16 protein-coding genes are annotated in these 18,297 nt (G+C 51.3%); 4 read left to right on the top strand and 12 right to left on the bottom strand.

Annotated elements, in window-relative coordinates; genetic code table 11:
• Nucleotides 1-130 precede the first annotated feature (130 nt).
• From ACO0K8_RS02940 to ACO0K8_RS02915, 6 genes are all read right to left on the bottom strand, one after another.
• The gene (locus ACO0K8_RS02940; protein WP_422945122.1) at nucleotides 131-700 is read right to left on the bottom strand and encodes an outer membrane beta-barrel protein; all 570 of its coding nucleotides are present in this window, start codon (nucleotides 698-700) and stop codon (nucleotides 131-133) included.
• 143 nt (nucleotides 701-843) lie between these two features.
• The gene (locus tag ACO0K8_RS02935) at nucleotides 844-1,503 is read right to left on the bottom strand and encodes a response regulator (protein WP_422945121.1); all 660 of its coding nucleotides are present in this window, start codon (nucleotides 1,501-1,503) and stop codon (nucleotides 844-846) included.
• Nucleotides 1,500-2,771, bottom strand: a complete 1,272-nt coding sequence (locus tag ACO0K8_RS02930) for a sensor histidine kinase (protein ID WP_422945120.1) — start codon at nucleotides 2,769-2,771, stop codon at nucleotides 1,500-1,502. Before ACO0K8_RS02930 ends, ACO0K8_RS02935 begins: the two co-directional genes overlap by 4 nt.
• Nucleotides 2,772-3,189: 418 nt before the next feature.
• Nucleotides 3,190-4,761 (bottom strand): DUF4139 domain-containing protein, encoded by a 1,572-nt coding sequence (locus tag ACO0K8_RS02925; RefSeq protein WP_422945119.1) that lies wholly within the window; start codon nucleotides 4,759-4,761, stop codon nucleotides 3,190-3,192.
• 308 nt (nucleotides 4,762-5,069) lie between these two features.
• Nucleotides 5,070-5,693 (bottom strand): glutathione S-transferase family protein, encoded by a 624-nt coding sequence (locus tag ACO0K8_RS02920; protein ID WP_422945118.1) that lies wholly within the window; start codon nucleotides 5,691-5,693, stop codon nucleotides 5,070-5,072.
• A 321-nt stretch (nucleotides 5,694-6,014) separates the two neighbouring features.
• The gene (locus ACO0K8_RS02915) at nucleotides 6,015-6,725 is read right to left on the bottom strand and encodes a hypothetical protein (protein ID WP_422945117.1); all 711 of its coding nucleotides are present in this window, start codon (nucleotides 6,723-6,725) and stop codon (nucleotides 6,015-6,017) included.
• A 184-nt stretch (nucleotides 6,726-6,909) separates the two neighbouring features.
• Between ACO0K8_RS02915 and ACO0K8_RS02910 the strand changes: the two genes are divergently transcribed.
• Entirely contained in the window at nucleotides 6,910-7,332 is a 423-nt protein-coding gene (locus tag ACO0K8_RS02910; RefSeq protein ID WP_422945116.1) for a DoxX family protein, read from the top strand.
• A gap of 190 nt (nucleotides 7,333-7,522) precedes the next feature.
• Here the strand turns inward: ACO0K8_RS02910 and ACO0K8_RS02905 are convergent, their stop codons facing one another.
• The 4 genes from ACO0K8_RS02905 to ACO0K8_RS02890 all read right to left on the bottom strand — a co-directional run bounded on the left by ACO0K8_RS02905 (nucleotide 7,523) and on the right by ACO0K8_RS02890 (nucleotide 11,185).
• Nucleotides 7,523-8,290 (bottom strand): LytR/AlgR family response regulator transcription factor, encoded by a 768-nt coding sequence (locus tag ACO0K8_RS02905; protein WP_422945115.1) that lies wholly within the window; start codon nucleotides 8,288-8,290, stop codon nucleotides 7,523-7,525.
• A 39-nt stretch (nucleotides 8,291-8,329) separates the two neighbouring features.
• Entirely contained in the window at nucleotides 8,330-9,490 is a 1,161-nt protein-coding gene (locus tag ACO0K8_RS02900) for a sensor histidine kinase (protein WP_422945114.1), read from the bottom strand.
• An 86-nt stretch (nucleotides 9,491-9,576) separates the two neighbouring features.
• The gene (locus tag ACO0K8_RS02895; protein WP_422945113.1) at nucleotides 9,577-10,005 is read right to left on the bottom strand and encodes a DoxX family protein; all 429 of its coding nucleotides are present in this window, start codon (nucleotides 10,003-10,005) and stop codon (nucleotides 9,577-9,579) included.
• 271 nt (nucleotides 10,006-10,276) lie between these two features.
• Complete coding sequence (locus ACO0K8_RS02890) at nucleotides 10,277-11,185, bottom strand: LysR family transcriptional regulator (RefSeq protein WP_422945112.1); 909 nt, start codon at nucleotides 11,183-11,185, stop codon at nucleotides 10,277-10,279.
• A 152-nt stretch (nucleotides 11,186-11,337) separates the two neighbouring features.
• Here ACO0K8_RS02890 and ACO0K8_RS02885 point away from each other — a divergent pair, with 152 nt between their 5' ends.
• Complete coding sequence (locus ACO0K8_RS02885) at nucleotides 11,338-12,798, top strand: MFS transporter (RefSeq protein ID WP_422945111.1); 1,461 nt, start codon at nucleotides 11,338-11,340, stop codon at nucleotides 12,796-12,798.
• Between the two features lie 648 nt (nucleotides 12,799-13,446).
• Here ACO0K8_RS02885 and ACO0K8_RS02880 read toward each other — a convergent pair.
• Nucleotides 13,447-14,736, bottom strand: coding sequence for a hypothetical protein (locus ACO0K8_RS02880; RefSeq protein WP_422945110.1), 1,290 nt, complete (start codon nucleotides 14,734-14,736; stop codon nucleotides 13,447-13,449).
• A gap of 536 nt (nucleotides 14,737-15,272) precedes the next feature.
• Nucleotides 15,273-15,842, bottom strand: coding sequence for a hypothetical protein (locus tag ACO0K8_RS02875; protein WP_422945109.1), 570 nt, complete (start codon nucleotides 15,840-15,842; stop codon nucleotides 15,273-15,275).
• Nucleotides 15,843-16,135: 293 nt separating this feature from the next.
• On the opposite strand from ACO0K8_RS02875, the gene ACO0K8_RS02870 reads away from it, so the two are divergent.
• Together ACO0K8_RS02870 and ACO0K8_RS02865 are read left to right on the top strand one after the other, a co-directional pair.
• Nucleotides 16,136-17,467, top strand: a complete 1,332-nt coding sequence (locus ACO0K8_RS02870; RefSeq protein ID WP_422945108.1) for an acetamidase/formamidase family protein — start codon at nucleotides 16,136-16,138, stop codon at nucleotides 17,465-17,467.
• Nucleotides 17,468-17,565: 98 nt separating this feature from the next.
• On the top strand, nucleotides 17,566-18,087 hold the full coding sequence (locus tag ACO0K8_RS02865) for a GNAT family N-acetyltransferase (protein ID WP_422945107.1): 522 nt from the start codon (nucleotides 17,566-17,568) through the stop codon (nucleotides 18,085-18,087).
• Nucleotides 18,088-18,297 lie beyond the last annotated feature (210 nt).

The raw sequence follows: 18,297 nt of genomic DNA, 5'->3' as shown, positions 1-18,297 counted from the left end.
AGTATCCACGCGCCTTTCAGGCCAATTTCGTGCCACAGCCCGCACAATGATTGCGTATAGAGGCCCGCCCGGCGCAAATCTAGAGCGATCAGCATCGCTCCCATCTAAATCAATGCCGATCTCTTTGATCTTAAAAAGTAAATTTCAAACCAGCTTCCAATTTTTGTTGAGGCACACCGTTAATTGATCCTGCACGGTGAAATTCAACAACTAAACCAATTTTTTTGGTTATGCTGTAATCCACGCCAAATCCGACCAAACCACGTAGATTATTGGCTGTCGCAGTTCCATTAAAATCGGTATGTAGTCGAGCAATACCAACTTTGGTAAATAGCTTAAAATTTTCGCTGACAGGCATGCTCGCCTTCCCGGCCAGATACAGCATATTCACCTTAACGTCCACTTCTTGGATTCTGGCTAGATGATTTCCGGCTGTCGGGACATTAAACTGATAGCCCCAATCCAAAAAACCTAACTCAAGGGCGAACGGGTTATCGAACTCGGCACCGCCGTAGATTTTTTTTGCTACTAAGTGATCGGCGTTTGCCACTGTTTTTCCAGGTGCGTAGTTCAAGTTGGCCTCACCCGGGGTCATGATTGCCACACCTACGTAAGCCTGTTGCGCCATCAGCGGAGTGGCGACACTCAAGCTCGCCGCGATGACTAGCGCAACACCAAAACCGGACAAAAATTTATTCATGCTTGTTACCTTAACAGAGTGAAATGGAGGTTCTTAACATACCTACGATGAGAAGCTCACTATAGGTAAATATCCATTTCGCTGTCAGTGCCAAAAGTCATGCTTTTACAATTTTTTTGTCCACTACGTTGAACGGGATCGGCTTAAATATAACTCAGCTCTAGCCCACGTAAAACCGCGCGCATGCGATCACGCACGCCCAATTTTGCCAGTATGCTCGACACATGATTTTTAATCGTCCCTTCGCTAGGGCCAAGGGCGCTGGCAATTTCGGCATTGCTCAGACCCGCTGCCATCAAGGCTAAGATTTCGGTTTCGCGCTTAGTCAGCCTATCCAGACTCACGGGGGCGGCAGCCGGCATAGTGTGAAGCTGCTTGCTTAATGAGGTGCGCGCTCTTTCGGTTAAAGCGGGCCGGAACAAAGTCGCACCATTGGCGACGCTACGGATACCTTCAGCCAGACGCTCTAGTGAAATATCTTTCAGTAAATAGCCTTTTGCACCTGACTTCATGCCCTCCATTAGCGCATCGTCATCATCAAAGGTGGTCAGTAATATCGTTGGCGGCAACTTGCCCTGCTGCGTGTGTAATAACTGCAAGCCTGAGCAAACTGGCATGCGTATATCCAGTAGCAAGACGTCGACCACTATTGCGCTCTGACGGCACTGTTCTAGCACCGCAAGCGCAGCCACGCCATCGGCCGCTTCGGCTACCACGCGAATATCCGGTGTTAAATTGAGCAAACCGCGTATCCCACTACGCACCAAATTTTGATCGTCGACTAACACCACGTGGATACTCATGCCGGCACCTGCAAGCTTGTTCTGGGAATGAGGATGTCCAGCCTAAAACCTCCTTCAGGCGGATTATCTAAGATCAATTGACCACCTATTTGTTCTAGTCGCTCGCGCATGCCACACAAGCCGTTATTCTCAGACTGCGTTTGTCGACCTATGCCATTATCTGTAATCGCCAACCTGATTGCGAAATCGTCGTGTTCGAGCTTGATATGCAAGCTGCTCGCATTCGCGTGCCGGACGCAGTTCGTAATGCTCTCCTGTATGCAGGAAAATAAGGTATGAGCCAACAGCGCCGAATCAATTTCCAATGTCTTGTCTAACTCCAGGGTAATGGCTGGCCGCGGCACTCCAGCACACAGCGTCTCTAGCGCATACGCTAAATCAATTTTTTGCTGTTGGCGTTCGATACTGACAACGCCCCGCACTTCCGACAACAAAGCTTGTGCCAGTTCTCGCGCAATCCCTAAAGAAGTTTGTAAATCTGCGGCATTGACATTGTGGGCCTGACGCTGAGCGAGATCCAAATGTAAATTTAGTGCAGTCAGATGATGCCCTATGATGTCATGCAAGTCGCGCGAGATGCGGAGTCGCTCGGATGCCCTTACGGCATCACCGAGCATGGCCTGGGTCGCCAATAATTGGGCATGGGAAGCGCTCAGATTTAGACTACGCCGCCGCTCGCGCATCAATCCATACACAACCATATAGCAAATAAAATACAGCAGCCATTGGGCGACCAGAAAAAACAGGCCGATTTCGATTTCATCACGACTAAACAGCAGGCCGTAGCCGAATAAATAGTACAGATGAATCAGCGCATAGCTGATCATTTGCAAGCCTAGCCAACGCTGGGCTTGACGCCGAGGCAGCAGCAAAGCGAACTCTGCCGCCAGAACACAGAGTAAAGACGATAAGTCGCTGACACCGATCAACAGTTGAACCAAAAAAATGCTCTTAATCTGGCGCGCGCTGGAGTGCCGCGATAGATCGTTGCAATACCAAAACGAAGCCGCAAATAAGAATGTGGAAAGAACGCGACTGATCCACATAAAGTGATAGGCGAATACTTGTTGGCTAATTGCCGATCCAGGATCACCTGCGGAACTGGCAAAATTTTTTGCCAGTAGGCTGGCAATGACACCAAGCGGCATATGCAAATCGAGTTTGCCCACGCCACCCAAATAGACTTCAAAGAATTCAAATCCACCCAGTATCAGGCTAGCGGCAACACCTATCGCAGCAATTCGATTCAATTTAATTTTTTTTATCATGCTGGGAAAGGCTAAGGCTTTAATGGACAGCATCATTCTACGTAATCCAAGGCTACATGATCAGTGCCAAAAGTCATGGGAAGCTGCGCACATCGCTGCGTCGATTATTCAATGCGATCCTCGCAATTCCGACGTATTGCTCCGGTTTGCGCCTTGTGCTACATCCTGATTAACGGTTTTTTTGAAGTTCCCAAAATCGTTTGCGCAGTATCCATGCGGCTTCCAGCCCGAAAAGCCGCCAGCAGCCGCAGCGGGATTGCGCATACAAAACTGGGCTCGCTCTAAAAACCTACAAGTCGCACCGGTAACGGCTCACGATAAAAGACTTAATGCAAAGACGCAGAGAGCGCAGAGAAAAACACCAAATTTCATCTGCAAACTCTGCGCTCTGTGGCGAGAACAGGTTAATTTTTTTGGCTTAACGCAGCCCATTCACGATCGCGTCTTTCGGATAGCTAATCACATAGTCGGCCGTCAGACGCAGCGTTTTTCCTGGTTCTAGTGGTAATTGCCAGGCGACGATGCCAGGCTGTTTATGCCAGGCGTCTTGCGCGGGTTTTGGTGAGAACTGGGTTTGCACATGGATGTCTTCGTGGCGCGCGACCGGCGAGGATTCTAAAACTTGTAGAGCAATGGCTTTTTTGTGCAGATTTTCTATGAGGTAAGCATGGCCAATTTTTTGTTCGGCGCGGCTGCCGATAAAGCCTTTGTTGGCGGCGTCGCGTTGCTCTGGTTCTAGCTGTACCCGCACCATCTCATCGCGTCCAAAGAATAACTCCAGGCGTTCATCACTACCCAGCTGCAATTGACTTTGCCCGACAAAATCACCATCACGGAATAATTGCAGATTACCCGATGGCCAGGAGCCGGCCGGGCGCCCCACCTCCGCCAGCAAATAGGCTTGCACTTCTTGCTGCGGCTGTACATGGACTTTTATTTGCGCCTCCAGGTTTTGATTGCCGAGCGCAAAAGCAGCACGCTGGCCATCACTGGCAAGACTAATCTTGCCCGGCACTACAAATTCTGCGGCGAATTCGCCTTGGAATACGCTAACGTCGAAGTTAGGGGCGGCGTCTTCATCGAGCATGACTCTATCAGCGCCGGCAGGTGCTGCTGATTTGGCCATCCGCATCGCGGCCGGTGCCGCAAGATAGCTCGCCTCTTGCTTAGGTGGTCGGATGTCTAAGGTCCACGGATACGGCGGGTTGATGCGATTGGCCAGATTCGGCTGAGCGGTGGACAGGCGCAGATTGACGTTGGTCCAATCCTCGCCACTAGTCTGCGCCACTTGCGCGTGGCGCTCCAAACGCAGTTGCGCTTTGTTGGTATCGAGATAGGCGCGATACACAGGTGTCCAGCCGGCTTGTCTCAAGCGATAAGACAGACGCAATTCACCCTCGGTTTGTGCCGCCAAACGAATTTGCACCGTGCGTACTTGCGGATTGCTGGCGATCAGGCGGTCGCGTTCCGCGATTAAAGGGGACAGTTGTTTCTCTATGACTTCAGCGCGGCGCTGTGCCTGATGCTGGCGTTGCAGAGCATCCTGTCCTGTACGGCGCAATTGCTCGGCAGTGCTGGCGATGGGGCCGCTTTGCTTATCATTGCCGTAGTTTTTCAGGTAACCTAGCACCAAAGCCTGCGCCGCATCTTCGGCAGCGATGGCAGCTTTCTGATCTTCCAGTTCGCGGATACGGGCATCGAGTGGGCTAGTCGCGCATTCCGGTGCGCGTGCACGGTCCAGCGTCTGCACGTTGATGTCGCCGATCACGATGCCAGCATCGGCCTGTACCTGTAAAGAATCGAGATCGAAGCGTGCTGGTAAGCACGTGAACTTGAGTTCGCGCGCACTGGCCGCTACTTTCGCCACCCGCTCTACCTTGGCACCACCGGGATACACCAGCACTTGCGTGATTTTGGAGGCGGCGACCGAGGTTTGCGCCAGACAAAGTGTGGGCATTAGCGCGGCCAAGCCGATTAAGATTTTTTTCATGGGGCGTTTCCTGAGCGAAGTAAATAGGAAGATGAATCTGGCGTTTAGGCCATGACAACATTTTGACCGAAGTATCCCGGATTCGTTCCCTCATCACAGGTAGCACAAGCACCTCACACGCACCACGCATATTATGCAGCCGCTTAGAGCTAAGATAGTTACGATAAATATGACAGATACCCGCGCGCGCCGCGGTAACGATATTTGCAATTGTTAGGCGTTAATCTCAGTCATTGATATGCAAGGAGAATTGGCGTTAAAGGTCAAAAATGCAAGCATTTTACCTTTAACGCCGCTTGCTAAATCTCCTATTTGGTATTGAACTTGGCGTAGTACTGTTGCACCGCTGGTAGCTTAGCGATACGCTGCATGTGGGCATTGAGTGCCGGGGCGACCGTCTCGACCAGATCGCTAGGTACATGATCGAGCCAGCCCGAATTGAGGCCACGCACATCAACGAACACTTTTAGATCCGCTACGGTGAGACGATTGTCGGCAAAGTATTCTCCGCCATGCGCCAGTAATTGTTTTTGCAACCAGCCCAGATACATGGGCATGGAGTCCTTCACCAGGTCCAGGCGCGCCGCTTTCTGAGCGTCTCCGGTCAGACGAAAAGATGGGCCCAATCTGATCGAGGCGTCTTCTAACACTGTCAGCACTTCATCGCACAATAGCGCCTGAAAAGCATCTGTTGGATACAGGCCTGCCAATTTGCCGACATAGCGAGTGATGGCATCGGATTGGGTCACTAATACACCATCGACCAATAACGTAGGCACCTGGCCAAATGGCGTGCTTTTGCGCAACTCAGCAAATTCCGGGAAGGAAAAACGGTGGTCTTCGAACGGGATACCGCCGATCTGCATCGCTAGCCGTGCAGGCTCGCCGCGACCGCCATGAAAATCGAAATAAGTTAGTTTTAATTGTGGCATGGTGTTTCCCTCCAGAGTTGAAAGCGGTAGAGCTGCGCGAATATACGAACGAGATACCAACGAGATACCAACGAGATGCGAACTAAATTCAAATGAATTATGAATCAGACTAAAATCATCGAGTCCGGCAACTGAAGCTGTATTCTATCCGTTATCAATAAATACATACAAGCACAACAAACTTGCACACATAAAAATATAAAGTAAACATCCTCAATCGATACAGAGGAGCGCCACTCAACTTGAAGATTGACTTTGGATTCATCCTTAGGCGTGAGGCAAATTGATCTATTGCCTTTGTACTCGCCCGTCGCATTGAGCTTACTTAATTACCTGCATAGAACGTCCATAGTGATACTGCATTTGCTGTTCGCTGTAACGATGCTCGCTGCCGACCGGGCAACTGAGGCGAGCCAGACAGGTGTCTTTGCATTTTGAGTCTGCTTGCTGGCGATATTGCACACATTTAAGCAAATGAAACTCGCCGCCTTCTAAGGCTTGCGGAGGACAATTACTGATACAAGCTTGCTCGCTACAACTATCACAAGGCGAAGCGCTAACGAGCGCCTTACTAGTCGGGAAATTGCTGTTGGCGAGAATCACGGCCCGGTAGGCAAACCAGGGGCCAAACTCAGCATTGATCCCCACCATAAACGGTGATGGATGATGCCAACCGGCGAGCTTTCCGAGTTCTTGCAAACTGATCGTGTAGGCACCTGGATAAACGATCTGGTAAGCCTGATCCGCTGCCTCAGTCTGCATAAATTCACGCACTTTCTCGACCGTAAAATCATCTACCGGATGCGCGTCGATCTGGCTAAAATCGCTCTGCAACGATACTTGCAAGGCAGTCCAAAATTTGGTGCCGGCGTGGCCTATCAGTATCAGCTGTCGATATTCACGTGCCTGCGGACAGCGCTCAAACAAGACTTCGCGTGCCGCATCGGGCAAGGCATGAATATCGAAGATCGCATGGCAATTGAGACCAGCCTCATCGAGAACAGCTGACTTCAGGGCTTGATAGGGATTCATAGTACGTAAACGATAAGGTAAAAAACGTATTGTAGCGGGCCAGGTGAAGTTCGCCTACTTTAGCAAAAATCAACACCCAGTCACCAGACGCTGAACTTCGTCACACATGGACGGCGATTCGTCACAGCGTTTTCTCCTGTGCGGTATGCGCTTGCATAATCGCGGCTCTACTTTTGGAGTCGCGATGAAAAAATTCCTGAATAATTTCCCTTACCTGAGTGTGCAGCATAGCTTGCTGGTTTTCCGTCTGACACTTGCTGCATTATTTATGGCGCACGCCGTGATGCGTTTCTTCGAGCCACATTATTTTCACGATTTTGGCGATTTCCTCGCTCAGCTTAGCGTGCCATTTGCGCATGCAGTACCGTACATCGCAACTGCGATAGAAATCGTCGGTGGCGTGTTTTTGATTTTCAATAAGTTCTCGCGCTGGGTTGCACTCGGTTTTTTCGGCATCAGTGCTGGCGGGATTATCATCATTCATGCGCGCAAGGGCTGGTTTGTCGGCGAATGGGGCGAAGGTGGTTGTGAATACAGCGTCGCCTTGTGCGTCATGTGCTTGCTCATGGCGGCAGTCGATAGAGAAAAACAAATTTCATCTAGTTAAACTCAGCAATTTACGATTACGACCTGGCCCCAATATTCATCGATCAGCGTGATACCCGGATCGAGGAATATTGGGCACACTTAGCCACGATTCGCAGTCTGAGACGCAATCCCGGTGCGGCTTGCAGAGCAAAACCCCGCCACAAACCGCATTCCGATTGCGCATGGCTCTAGCCGGTTTGGCTCAGTGATCAGGGCTTAAAGTATGCGCGTACCTGTTCGACATGCCGTTCGCTGACCGCCACTTGCGCGCCGCATTTGAGTGTCAAGCTATACACGCCGTCGCCCAGCACCTTGATTTGCTTGAGCTGATCGATGCGCACCAATACGCTGCGGTGCACCCGCAAAAAGTGCTGAGGGTTAATCAGTTGCTCTAACGCGCTGAGCGTCATTCTATGCAACACCACGCGCCCTTCCAAATGCAACTCGACATAGTTACTGGCACTAGCCATCCACAAAACATCGGCAAGCGGAATACACTTCATCTCACCGACCGACCGGGCCACTATCTGCTGCAGATAACTAGCTGCCTGCTCTTCCCTGTCAACATAGCTTCGTAACGCTCTGGCGTAACCGCGTCTTTGCACCATGATTTCGTCGGCCCGTTTCAGCGCCTGCATAAAACGCGTGGTATTAAACGGTTTTAGCAAATAATCTAGGGCATGGACATCAAAAGCTTCAATCGCATGCGCATTAAACGCAGTAACAAAGATAATCAGTGGTGGGTTTTCTTGATGGCTTACACTACGCGCCAGGGCGATACCATTTTCTTTCGGCATTTGTATGTCAAGAAAAATCACGTCGATCGTTTGCGTGCTTAAAAATTCGCGGGCGACTGCAACACTGCTAAATTCGCCTGCCACGAGCCAGTTCTTTTGGGCTGACAAGGCATAGCGCAGCATGACACGACCAGGCTCCTCATCATCGACGATGATGGCGCGAATTGCAGCATCCTTCATAGTTAACTCCTTAGTGACGCAATCCCTGCTCATCGCGTTCTAGCTCTCGATATACAAAGGCAGACTCAGCTCTAGCTGAAAACGGCCCTCGACGACGCTGGTCCGCAAACAAGCGAGTGAACCATACACCAACTGCAGACGCGCCCGAGTATTGCGCAAGCCCAATCCGGCACCCGGGTTGGGGCTAGGCTCGCCTTGGGCGTTGCGCAGGGGATTGCTGATACAGATCAGCAGGCCATCATCTTGCCGACTGAAACTGAGTAGTATATCGCTCGCATCTTGATGGCAATCCAAATCGTGGCGCAAGGCATTTTCGACCAGAGGTTGCAGCAGCAAAGGAGGACAATCGACATCGCCTATTGCGGCATCCATACCAATAATGCTGATCTGTAAGCGACTACCATAACGCAGTTTTTGTAGCGCGATATAGTCGCGCACAAACGCGAATTCGTCGACTAGTTTGACACTGGTTTTTTCACTGGCGGCCAAGGCATAGCGCAACAACTCGCTCAGGGCCTGTATCCCGTTCATGGCGTTTTCTTTATTCTCGGTTAGCACCAGGGCACTGATGGCATTGAGTGCGTTAAACATGAAATGCGGTTCAAGCTGGGCACGCAAAGCAAAATGTTTTTGCTGCTCCAATGCTAAACGCAGACTCAGATTGTCAGCGCGTTCCTGTTGCCAGGCCTGTTCGCGCGCCTTACTCTGCTGCCAAATTTTGACGATGACCACCGCAAAAAATACTGCGCTCACTGAGGATACCCGCAGCAGAGAAGAATAGCGATCCAGTAGCATGATCTGGGCCTGCATCGCAGACCAGCTCAGGCTTTGATCGTGTTCAGAGAGAAGTAACTGGAGCACAAAAATGAGCTGCAAAGGCAATAGCAGCAGCAATAAAAGCACGTAACTTAAAATAATTTTTTTTCCACTACTGACTGCGGCTGGCCAACGCGACAGGCATAGGTAGATCACCGCGCTCAGTGAGGCCAAAGCCATCGCACTGTCGCCCCAATCCTTGAACACCTCCCAGTAGTCCGGCGAGAGACCAGCGCGCAAATCTTCATTGAGAGAAGTCAGTGCCATGATCGCGGTAAAGCCTAACCATGCCAGGACGTTCAAGGCAAAAATATGCGACAGTTTTTTCCATGACGCCAAATTCATCTTAGAAAAAGTGTGGGCGTTTTTATGTGAAGTTTCCATAGACAAGCAGTATAGCAGCGGGCATGCGCCTTAAGCGCTGGTTAACCTGGCTTGCTGCTCGGCTAAAACAATGCTGCCGTGTACCATCATTCGGCGCGCTGCCAAAACAGCAGCTTGCGCATCGCTAACCAGGCGGGAACGTACTGCACCGTCACACTTAACAAGGCGCCCACCAGTAGTACCGCATATTCACAGCCATCCGCCCCGCTGCCAGAGGAGAACCATCCATGTGGTGCGTGGTAAAAAACAATCGCCATGACATACACAAAGCTATAAAAAACACCCAAAGGGAATACCAAGTAGCCAAACGCAAATAAGGGTGCGCCCAAGGCTTCAAACAAAGAAATCAGCCAGCCCAGCGCCAATCCCGCTGGGAAGCCGAAGTCGGTGATGGCGCCCCCCAGATCGGCCGGATCTGAATAGAGCAGCCGATGCCAACCGTGAACAGCGATCAGGCATGCAATGAGAACACGTAAAAAGACCAGTGCGTTTTTGTTGCGATCGATAGCGAACATAGAGACTCCCTAACTATAAAATGACAAGGAGGATTATGTCGCGACCATGTTTGGCCTGGTGCACACTGTGACGAAAAGCCGCTAATCTGGGTTGTGTTCATTGTTCGTAGTGAAATTGCTGGGATTGGCTAGCGCCGCAATCTTCGTTGCAAACGGCAAGTTCCCGAAACGTGATGCGCAATACCGGCGCGGTCTGCAGGCACAAATGCTGCCACGAGGCGCATAGAGATTGCGGCTACCAACTCCAAATCTGTACCAGCAACCGCGCGGGTTAAGCAAGCGGTTCGTCTGGCACCGAGCAAACATCCATGACTAGGGCGCGTAGCCAGCGATGTGCAGGATCGGCTTGCAAACGCGGATGCCAGATTAATGACACCGTTAATTCCGGTGCTGTAAAGGGCAAAGCGAAACTATGCATACCGGCACGCAAAGTACCGCTGTGGCGTGCCGGGACCGTGGCGATCAGATCTGAGGCACGCGCGAGTGCCAAGGCACCAGAAAAGCCAGCGACTATTGTGGCGATATCTCGCTCCAGACCGAGCATACTCAGAGCGTCATCCACCGGCCCGGTTGCCAAGCCGCGCCGCGAGACACAGATGTGCTTGCCAGCGGCATAGCGCTCCGACGTGATCTCGCCCTCGCTGATCGGATGAGCGCGCCGCACCACACCGATAAACCGGTCACGAAAAAGCGCTTGCACCCTTAGTTCTGGGCCCATCTCCGCGCCGACCACGCCGGTTTCCAAATCAACGCTGCCGTCGCGTAGCGCGCCGCTCTCTTTACGTGTTTTCTGCATAAAGCAAAGTCTTACACCGGGGGCCTCTTCTGCGACTCTTGCGATCAGGGGGGCACCAAAATTTTCTACAAAGCCTTCACTACTTCGTATTGAAAAGCTTCGCACCAGCTGTTTGAGATTCGGGGCCTGAGCCGGACGTAGCAGCGTTTCCGCATCCTGCACTAACTGCCCCACCCGCTCCCTTAATTCCAGCGCGCGTGGTGTAGCAACCAGACCGCGCCCCGCCCTGACCAACAGCGGGTCACCGGTGGTCTCACGCAAACGTGCCAGCGCACGACTCATCGCCGAAGGACTAAGTCGCAAGCGCTGCGCTGCGCGCGCCACACTGCCTTCTGCCAACAGCACATCGAGGGTAATTAGCAAGTTCAAATCCGGGGTAGTCATGCTGTCATCATAGCCCACTTTTTAAATTCATTTCGATAACATAGCGTTCAACGCATGAATAAAGTGCAAATGCTGCGCCTTCCGCCATGTGAGATCTAAAGGCATGATATCTGCAGTGCACTATCCCATTTGACTTAACACCGGAGCCGCCTTTGAAATCGCAACTTGCAGAACCAGTACCGCCATACGCCGAAACAGCGAACCATGCGCCATCCACTAAATCGGGGCGCTTGGCCATGCTCAGTCTCGCGCTGGCTATGCTACTGTCGGCACTAGGCACCAGTATCGCCACTGTCGGCTTACCCAGTTTAGCTGTGGCGTTTCATGCTTCCTTCCAGCAGGTTCAATGGGTAGTTCTCGCTTATCTGCTCGCTATCACAGGCGTGATCGTCAGCGTCGGCCGGCTAAGTGACGTGATCGGACGCCGACGCCTGTTACTAGCCGGGATAGCCCTGTTCACGCTCGCCTCTGCCTTATGCGGCGTTGCAAGCACACTCTGGCTGTTAATTGGTGCGCGCGCGATGCAAGGAGTGGGCGCAGCAGTCATGATGGTACTTAGCATGGCACTTGTCGCCGATAGCGCAAGCAAAGAAAAAACCGGCAGCGCGATCGGACTGCTGGGAAGTATGGCGGCGATCGGCACTGCGCTCGGGCCCTCACTCGGCGGGCTACTGATTGCCAGCTTCGGATGGCGCGCTATCTTCTTCGTGAAACTACCATTGGGTCTACTGAGCTTGCTACTGGCGTATAAAGCCCTAACGCGTGATCAAGCACGGCTAAAAACCGGTAATACTGGGTTTGACCATCTGGGAACACTACTACTGATTCTGACCCTAAGCGCTTACGCACTGGCGATGACGATGGGTCGCGCCAGCTTTGGTCCGATTAGCCTGGTGCTACTATCAATTGCCGTCATCGGTCTGGGACTGTTCATCATGAGAGAACAGCGAGCGACATCTCCTTTGATACGTTTAGCACTATTTCGAGATCCCATCATAAGCGCAGGCTTAGTCATGAGCAGCCTGGTCACCACCGTGGTGATGGCAACGCTGGTGATTGGGCCCTTCTACCTTTCCGGCGCGCTGGGTCTGGATGCGAGTGCTATGGGAATGGCGATGTCATGCGGTCCAATCGTTGCTGCACTGGCAGGCGTGCCAGCCGGACGCGGTGTCGACCGTTTTGGCGCACCGGCCATGATGGTCGCAGGACTCGTCAGCATGTGCGGCGGTTGCGCCGCAATGGTGGCGTTACCGACTAGTCTGGGCGTGCCAGCTTACCTTGCTCCGCTAGCCTTCATCACGGCTGGTTACGCGTTCTTTCAGGCCGCCAACAACACTGCCGTCATAACACATAGTCGCGCTGAGTACCGCGGCCTGATATCGGGCCTGCTCAATCTGTCACGCAATCTTGGCCTGATCACCGGGACATCGCTGATGGGGACAGTATTCGCGGCCAGTGCGGCTAGCAGCAATGTCATGACTGCTGGTCCTGAAGCGCTGGTGCGCGGCATGCGCATTAGCTTCCTGCTGAGTGTTGCGTTAATCCTCATCGCGCTGAGTATTCACTGTATATGTCAAGCCCTTGCCCGAAAAGCATACAGCGCGAACACTTAACTGTGGCAATATAAGAAAAATAGGGCTAGTTCAGTGGCTTAGAACGCGTCTGTTGCAAAACATGCCAGCCGCGAGCAATTCATATCAAGATCGCCGCTAAATCCTGCTTTGGTAGAGTTAACTACACTTTCAAACCGGTTGCAAGCTAAGCTCAATACACCTCAAATATTGGGGAACACTGGGAGATTTGCCAACGACAATCAGTAGCACTCGATTCGTCTGCAGTCCATTTGGTTCTCCAGACATTTAGATTAAACAGGAGATGGGCTGCGCTCGCTATTTCGGCAGTGCCATCTCCTTAAATTCAACAAAATTCAGATGATCCATTGGCGCACTGAGTGCAGATCACTAAACACATTATTTTTACTGGGTTTCAGCAACCATGGCTCTTTGCGGCCTGCCGTCGGTGTACGCAGAACGCCCTACCGAACCATCGTGGAATCGCGCATTATCCTCGCCCATGCTTATTTTCTTGTATGGGGTTTTAGAAGTTCCCAGACCGCTTTACGCAATGTGAATGCGGCCTGCAGCCACAAATGCTGCCAACAGCCGCGCTGGGCTTACTTCTATAAAAAGGATCCGTACCGCTTCCAATGAAAAGCAATACGGATTTTGGTTTCTTCAGGACCGCCATCGAGACTATCTAGCTCAAGGCATGATCCCCAACATCCACGAGAAGTCTTCGCTGCTCAGTTTTCCGCTGGCAGATTTCGTCGGTAGACAGTTTTTCGTGGCACCAGCCTGTTTGCAGGCGTAGCCGATATTGGGCCAGCCAGGCAATGGGCCTCCGATAAATTGTTTTTCTATGCCGGCATAGGCATAAGCATGACAAGTGATGCATGAGGCTTGTTGCGGTGAGACGCCTGCGTTAAATTCCACAAATGAATTGCCGAGTTGAGTGGCTTTGCCTTGCTTGACAAACTCTGTTTGCACCCCGGTTAAAAAATAGTTATTGAAAGCAGCTGGCAGTTTGAAATCTCTCATCACCTTGGCTAATTCAGGACTTTGCGCCGGCGTTGCCCCTGGCCCATAGGGTTTTGCTGAAGTAGTGCCCCATGTATCCTCACATTCGCCGTACAGCATGGGATTGCAACGATTCGGATTGGTCAATAAATTATTTGGTTCAAACGTCGCCCACAACCAATTGGGCAAGACTTTAGACGAGATATGCATGCCCACCATGGCGTAGCATTGTTTGGGCTGACCTTCAAACGCGATGGTTTCTATGTAAAGACTAGGATCATCACAAGAAAACGGCGTCGTAAAAGAACTTTGCGGTACCCAATCGACTTTAATTTCTATCGATTTCGTAGGGAATGTGATGTTGCCATAAGCCTGCTGACCGCTAATGGTGGTGAGTCGGTTTGCCAAAATGAAACCCGCTTCTGTTTGATTCACAAAAATCTCTTCACAAAACACCGCTTTAGGCGTGACATTGGTCGCAAATGCAATGGGCGGAAAACCAGTTGTATTCATAGCGCTACAGCTAACGTTCACATCATTGTGACCCGCATTGATGCGTGATCGGGCCAGCGCGCTGCCATGACCACGACGTGGTCTGGTTTTACTTGTCTCGGCGGGAGATGCTCCGCTAGTCGTTAGCACCGACGCACTGTCAGAATTTGCTGGCAAGCCACATAGTGCGGGCTGCAAATCGCATTGCTCTTGCCAGGTCTCAAAGGCCAGCGGTCTTTGTGGGTTACCACTGGGGCTTACGGCTTGCACAAACAAGCGCCAGGAATACTCAGCGTCACTCTTGCTATCTCCTAACTTTGTTTTACTTACTTGAGATACTCCTTGCGCATGCACTTCAAGCAGGTTCAATGCTGAATAAAGACTAAGCCCGCCGAATACAACACTGATCACGCTAATCAAGGTTTTATAAAAACCACTACGCCATTGCTCACGGCCTAAAACTCGCATTAGTTTAGTTGACATGATGCACTCCCCTTTCGATGTACCACCTCATTAGGTTTTTCGGAATTTACCCTGTGTCAATATGCAAATGTTTGCGATTCGACAGCAGTACCGAGGATTGAGCAAATTTTATGCCACGACTAAACGTCGCCGCTAGCAAGCATCATTCAAAAAAACTAATGTTTTTTACATGTAAAAAAAGAAAATTGACAGCTACTCATTGACACGGCGTGTTAATAATCCGCCCATTCCTACTTCAGCAATCGCAAAGGGGTCATCTCAAAACCCTTGCACGGAGATGCAGCGCAAACCGGAGCAAGGCGTCGGTATGGCAAGGATCACATTGTAGAATCGAGGTCGCGATACGCCCGAGCTCGGTTTTTTAGACATATCTGTAAATCTATCCGCCCACCCGGCGCGGCCTCCAGCCCGAAATGCCGCCAACAACCGCATCCAGATTGCGTATTCCAAATTGAAAAAAACTCGGTATCGCCTTGTTATTGGCGATACCGAGCTCTTGACGTGTAGCTTGCGTGCTGCAGGATTGTCGCCGCTATTTATGCAGGCTTAGTCGCGTACGCCGCTCTTTCTATGTGACATGGTGCCAACAATAAGTGCGATAGCTGATCCAGATCATTGGTTTTCATGTGGCTAGAAAATAGGCTGAGGCGCGGATCCTGGGCGTCGCTCAAGCTACTCAGCAGTGCCTTGGCAGCATCCCGTGCGCTCGGTCTGCCTTCCTGGTAATGCGGGCTATCTTTGTAGTGCGAGAGCAATTGTTCGCGATAGTCTTGATAGAGCGCACTAGACCGCGTGAATTCAAGTTCGGCTTGTTTGGCCGCGATCTCTGCATCGATTTCCGCATCGGTATTGCAGTAACGTTTAATCTCGTCCTCGTTCCAGTGCGGACTCTCGCCATATTGTTCACGCAGCGTGGCCATGCTGCCCTTGAGTTCTATCAAGGAGTGGCTATGCACATCTTTAAACACATGAACCAAGTTGTTGCCCAGGCCCTCTGTGCCTTTATAGCGCATATCGGCCTCGATACGTCGCGGGTTAAAACGAAATTGACGGATACAGCTTAGCTTCAATGACTCCAATAGTGCGTGAATTTTTGCTGGGCTCATGGGTCTATCCTAAGTGGAATTGCGAGGTAAAAGGTGAATTAGCATTTTGCAGCTACTCATGATGCAACTCATCATGATGGCCACAGCGCATTATTGCTGCTCGCAGAGTATAACCATCGATCTGATGGACTCACTATACAAGCAAAGCGAGGCCAATAAGATGAATTTTCAGAAATACAAATCCAGATCAATAATTGCTCATTTCATGAACTTTTAATACGTTTAAATGTCTGAGGCGTCAGCAGTCCGCTTATCTACGAGAGATTTTCTCGTCTTACCACAGAGACACGCCCATGCATTTGATACTAGCCTTAGCCCTAAGCGTATTTATTGCCACGTCCAATGCAGCAAGTCCAGACCAAACTCAGGCCCTGATCCACAAATCCTACGTAATGACGCTGGATTTGTGGGGTAACGCTATTTATCAAACTGTAGAGCTAGACGAGATAGGCCATGACATTAGCGGCAGTATCGATAGAGACCCCTTCGTAGGAACCCGTAAGGGCGACGAATATCGTTTTACCGCCACTGCAGCAGATAAGACGACTTACACTTACCGGGCAAAAATCAGCCAAGAAGGCTGGATAGGCACAGCCGATTTCCCCGACAGCAATCACCAAGGCGTACGCATACAGCATAACTTTACGGCCAGACTAATTCCGGCTCGACCCACTGCCAGCCCCCAGACCCACCAATACACTCCCGGTTCGTATTCGAATGAATTCTCGCCTTTACGTGCCCCGGTCATGACGATTTGGCCCGGCGATAGCGTGCGCACGAAGACCATAGACTCCGGCGGTGTCGATGAGAACGGCAACACGGTTGCTCTATACGGCAACCCGCAGACTGGTCCGTTTTACATTGCAGGTGCCGATATTGGCGATGTGTTAGCAATACATATCAAGAGCTTGCGCTTAAATCGTGACTATGCGGACAGCCTGGACATGATCGTGCATAAAGCGCAGAGCACCAGGATGGCCAGCAAGACGAGCGAACTAGGCCGTCCGATACGCTGGAAACTCGATCTTAAAAATGGTTTAGCCAGCCCGGAAAATGCACAAGGTGCGTTAAAAACGTTTAGTGTCCCTGTCAAACCAATGTTAGGTGGTTTGGCGGTGGCACCGGGTAACGGAATGCCACCTATTTCTAGCGGAGACACCGGTTCGTTTGGCGGGAATATGGATTTTAATGAAGTAGTCGAGGGCAATACCATTTACCTCTCCGTCAATCAGCCCGGTGCGCTACTGTATCTGGGTGATGCCCATGCGCTGCAAGGCGATGGCGAAACCTCCCAGTACGCGCTGGAAACCTCGATGGCAGTCGAATTTAGCGTAAGCCTTATCAAGAATAAAGAAATCTCGCTACCGAGAGTGGAGTCGCCAACCCACATCATGACGTTAGGGCAGGCCGGATCGCTGGACGATGCGCTAAAACTCGCCACCAGCGGCATGGCCCAATGGTTAGCCGAAGACTATGGATTGAGCCTCTCGGAAAGTGCCCAAGTCTTAGGTGCCGCCCTGGAATACCGAGTCGTCAATCTGGCCGGGCGCAGCGTAGGCCTGGCCGCAAAACTCGATAAGCGCTTACTTAAAAATATACTCAGAAAGCCTCAATCACAAAACTAAGCATCATCGGCTTCGCCGCGGCTTTGGGCTTTGGGCTTTGGGCTTTGGGCTTTGGGCTTTGGGCTTAGAGTTCAGCTTCGGTCTCAATTGGAAAACAAATGGATATACAAATAAGCCCCTGCTCCCCGGATGCCGCCGCCGCACTGGCATTGATAGGGCAAGCGACTTTTCTGGAAACCTTCGCCGGCCTTATCGCCGGGCGTGACATTCTCCAACACTGTGCTCAGGCGCACGCAGTAACGCAGTACCAGGACTGGCTAAGCGATCCTCGTTATCGGCTGTGGCTGACCGAACTCGCACCAGGCGCAGCGCCGATAGGCTATATGCTGGTCGCGCCCGCGCAACTCCCCTTGCCCGACATCTCCGAAAGCGACCTTGAAATTAAACGCATCTATTTATTGAGTAAATTCCATGGCGGCGGTCTGGGAAAAAAAATGCTGACGCAGGCAATCCTCTATGCGCAGCAACGCCACGCCCCGCGCTTATTGCTGGGGGTGTATGCCAAAAATTCGGAAGCGATCGGCTTTTATCAGCACGCGGGGTTTCAACAAGTGGGCACCCGCAAATTTAATGTCGGTGGCGTAGACTACGATGATTACATCATGGCTTTGCCGCTGTAAAACTAAAAATATCAAAACTAAATTAAGACAATTTAACAAGCGGCACTCGAATTGTTATTTATTTAATTAACTGTGTAAATCAACACCCCTGTGTTCTGGGCTCAGCCAGTGCCTGGCGTGCTGCTTATTGTTGCTCGCTTATTGCTTATTGTTTCTAAACGAGTAACTGCATACGCAAACGGGTTGCGATTGATAAATAGCGGCCCGTTT

The organism is Undibacterium sp. Ren11W (genome assembly GCF_049340485.1).
Classification (GTDB): domain Bacteria; phylum Pseudomonadota; class Gammaproteobacteria; order Burkholderiales; family Burkholderiaceae_D; genus Undibacterium.
This window is presented reverse-complemented; position numbering and strand designations above follow the sequence as displayed.

Excerpts from the sequence above, each read along its gene's own strand:
- ACO0K8_RS02940 (WP_422945122.1), bottom strand. The coding sequence starts at position 700 with ATGAATAAATTTTTGTCCGGTTTTGGTGTTGCGCTAGTCATCGCGGCG.
- ACO0K8_RS02935 (WP_422945121.1), bottom strand. The coding sequence starts at position 1,503 with ATGAGTATCCACGTGGTGTTAGTCGACGATCAAAATTTGGTGCGTAGT.
- ACO0K8_RS02930 (WP_422945120.1), bottom strand. The coding sequence starts at position 2,771 with ATGATAAAAAAAATTAAATTGAATCGAATTGCTGCGATAGGTGTTGCC.
- ACO0K8_RS02925 (WP_422945119.1), bottom strand. The coding sequence starts at position 4,761 with ATGAAAAAAATCTTAATCGGCTTGGCCGCGCTAATGCCCACACTTTGT.
- ACO0K8_RS02920 (WP_422945118.1), bottom strand. The coding sequence starts at position 5,693 with ATGCCACAATTAAAACTAACTTATTTCGATTTTCATGGCGGTCGCGGC.
- ACO0K8_RS02915 (WP_422945117.1), bottom strand. The coding sequence starts at position 6,725 with ATGAATCCCTATCAAGCCCTGAAGTCAGCTGTTCTCGATGAGGCTGGT.
- ACO0K8_RS02910 (WP_422945116.1), top strand. The coding sequence starts at position 6,910 with ATGAAAAAATTCCTGAATAATTTCCCTTACCTGAGTGTGCAGCATAGC.
- ACO0K8_RS02905 (WP_422945115.1), bottom strand. The coding sequence starts at position 8,290 with ATGAAGGATGCTGCAATTCGCGCCATCATCGTCGATGATGAGGAGCCT.
- ACO0K8_RS02900 (WP_422945114.1), bottom strand. The coding sequence starts at position 9,490 with ATGGAAACTTCACATAAAAACGCCCACACTTTTTCTAAGATGAATTTG.
- ACO0K8_RS02895 (WP_422945113.1), bottom strand. The coding sequence starts at position 10,005 with ATGTTCGCTATCGATCGCAACAAAAACGCACTGGTCTTTTTACGTGTT.
- ACO0K8_RS02890 (WP_422945112.1), bottom strand. The coding sequence starts at position 11,185 with ATGACTACCCCGGATTTGAACTTGCTAATTACCCTCGATGTGCTGTTG.
- ACO0K8_RS02880 (WP_422945110.1), bottom strand. The coding sequence starts at position 14,736 with ATGTCAACTAAACTAATGCGAGTTTTAGGCCGTGAGCAATGGCGTAGT.
- ACO0K8_RS02875 (WP_422945109.1), bottom strand. The coding sequence starts at position 15,842 with ATGAGCCCAGCAAAAATTCACGCACTATTGGAGTCATTGAAGCTAAGC.
- ACO0K8_RS02870 (WP_422945108.1), top strand. The coding sequence starts at position 16,136 with ATGCATTTGATACTAGCCTTAGCCCTAAGCGTATTTATTGCCACGTCC.
- ACO0K8_RS02865 (WP_422945107.1), top strand. The coding sequence starts at position 17,566 with ATGGATATACAAATAAGCCCCTGCTCCCCGGATGCCGCCGCCGCACTG.